General features: G+C 43.7%; 1 pseudogene. It reads right to left on the bottom strand.

The features are described from left to right. Window positions 1-222: pseudogene (locus tag HMPREF0519_RS13580) on the bottom strand (beta-L-arabinofuranosidase domain-containing protein); the annotation flags it as partial.

The following is a 222-nucleotide window of genomic DNA, read 5'->3' as shown; positions in this document are numbered from 1 at the left end:
CTTCATACAACCGGGACAAAGCCAATTCAATTTCGGGATGACCATCATAGCCGGGGATTTTTGCCTTCTTCAAGGCCAAAGTGGTTATCGATACAGTTGGCCATGCGTTTAGCAATGTCCAAAGCTTTTTCATTACCGGTGGCGTTGTAATAAGCCACACCGGCTTCAATGTAATGACCCATTGTATATAATTCATGCGACTGTTGGAGACGCTTGAATTTA

The sequence above is a fragment of the Lentilactobacillus hilgardii DSM 20176 = ATCC 8290 genome, from assembly GCF_000159315.1.
Lineage (GTDB): Bacteria > Bacillota > Bacilli > Lactobacillales > Lactobacillaceae > Lentilactobacillus > Lentilactobacillus hilgardii.
Note: the sequence above shows the minus strand (reverse complement) of the source record. Positions and strands in the feature narration are given on the sequence as shown.